Raw genomic sequence first — 1,526 nt, forward strand, 5'->3', positions numbered from 1 at the left:
CTTTTTGCACGCCGATCACCCCACGAAGGGGGTGCCTATTGCACGCTGATCCTCATGCACGGGTTCTGCGTTTCTTCCGAAAGCGCGTGGGAGGGGACGATGCCCCCGACCTCGAGCAGGAGGTTTTCGTGAAGCTGTTCGCTGCGGGCGTTGTCGAACATATCGAAAATCCGCCAGCCTATCTCACCCGATGCGCGCGCAACCTTCTTATTAGCCGTGCGCGTCGCAGGGCGCCGGCACACATCGTCACCTGTCCGATCGACGAGGGTCGGGATGCACCGGCACTTCCCGAGCAGACCTGGAGAATCGAGGAAGGAGACGTCCGGAAGGTCTATCGGCGGACACTGCTGGCCATGCCCCGCAAGACCCGCCGCATCTTCCTGATGCACCGGCTGAAATGCATGACCTATGCGGAGATCTCCGAGCAGGTCGGCATCGGCTACGGTGGCGTCGAATATCATATGACGCGTGCCCTGGCACGGTGCCGCAGGACGGCTTCTGTGCATCGATTGTAGAATGGCTTCCTAGGCTCGCGATTGAGCGCCGCCAGCGGCTCGATCTTGCCACAGTTCTGGAGGGAGAAAGAGGCTCTGCCTCTCTCTCCCTGCAAGATGCCGCTTTGGGGCCGTGGCTCGCTGCGCTGCGCCCGCACCACCCCCGGCACCGGACCTTGCCCCCACTCTCTCCGCCCCTCGCCGGGTCGGCAGGGGTCATGCGCGGCATGACCCACTGCGCGGATTGGAAGGGAGTAACAGCAATGACCCAGAACACCGGCAAGCAAGACCCTCACAGCCGTATCACCGACCGCATCCTGGCCGAGCTTGAACAAGGCACCCGCCCCTGGCTGAAACCGTGGAGCGGCGGCGACATCGCCAAGTCCGGGCAGGCTCGCCCCTTGCGCGCCACCGGCCAGCCCTACCGTGGGATCAACGTGCTTCTCTTGTGGATAGAGGCGCAGGCATCCGGTTTCGTCAGCCCGTCATGGATGACCTACAAGCAGGCGCAAGCCTTGGGCGCGCAGGTGCGCAAGGGGGAGCATGGTGCGACCGTGGTCTATTATGGCGACAGCACCAAGACCGTGCATGACGATGACAGGGAGGAGGATCGGGAACAGGGCTTCCGTTTTCTGAAGACCTATACCGTGTTCAACGTGGCGCAGATCGACGGCTTGCCCGAACGGTTCCATATCATACCGGAGCCCGCGCCGGAGATGGAGCGCATCGAAGCCGCCGAGACATTCTTTGCCAGCATCCCCGCAACCGTGAACCATGGCGGCGACAAGGCCTATTACATCCCATCAGCCGACCGCATCCAGCTTCCACCTTTCGCCGCCTTCCATGATGTCCACGGCTATTACGCCACTAGGGGGCATGAAACTGTCCACTGGACTCGGCACAAGAGCCGCCTTGATCGCTCATTCGGGCGCGAGAAGTGGGGCGATGAAGGGTATGCACGGGAGGAATTAGTGGCGTTATCTGGACAGTCTGCACCGTGCCTGACGCACCATTGAACGGTATGTTCTTGGC

Annotated in this window: 2 protein-coding genes; both read left to right on the forward strand. The window is 62.1% G+C overall.

The genetic code is table 11. The annotated features are described in order from the left end of the window. Nucleotides 1-38: 38 nt before the first annotated feature. Complete coding sequence (locus tag AX724_RS12565; protein WP_197421575.1) at nt 39-515, forward strand: RNA polymerase sigma factor; 477 nt, start codon at nt 39-41, stop codon at nt 513-515. Nucleotides 516-757: 242 nt separating this feature from the next. Beyond that, nucleotides 758-1,510 carry an ArdC family protein gene (locus AX724_RS12570; RefSeq protein WP_082733523.1) on the forward strand — a complete coding sequence of 251 codons (753 nt, stop codon included), beginning with the start codon at nt 758-760 and terminating at the stop codon, nt 1,508-1,510. The last annotated feature ends 16 nt before the right edge of the window (nt 1,511-1,526 follow it).

This window comes from Sphingobium sp. CCH11-B1 (assembly GCF_001556865.1).
Taxonomy (GTDB): domain Bacteria; phylum Pseudomonadota; class Alphaproteobacteria; order Sphingomonadales; family Sphingomonadaceae; genus Sphingobium.

Excerpts from the sequence above, each read along its gene's own strand:
- AX724_RS12570 (WP_082733523.1), top strand. The coding sequence starts at position 758 with ATGACCCAGAACACCGGCAAGCAAGACCCTCACAGCCGTATCACCGAC.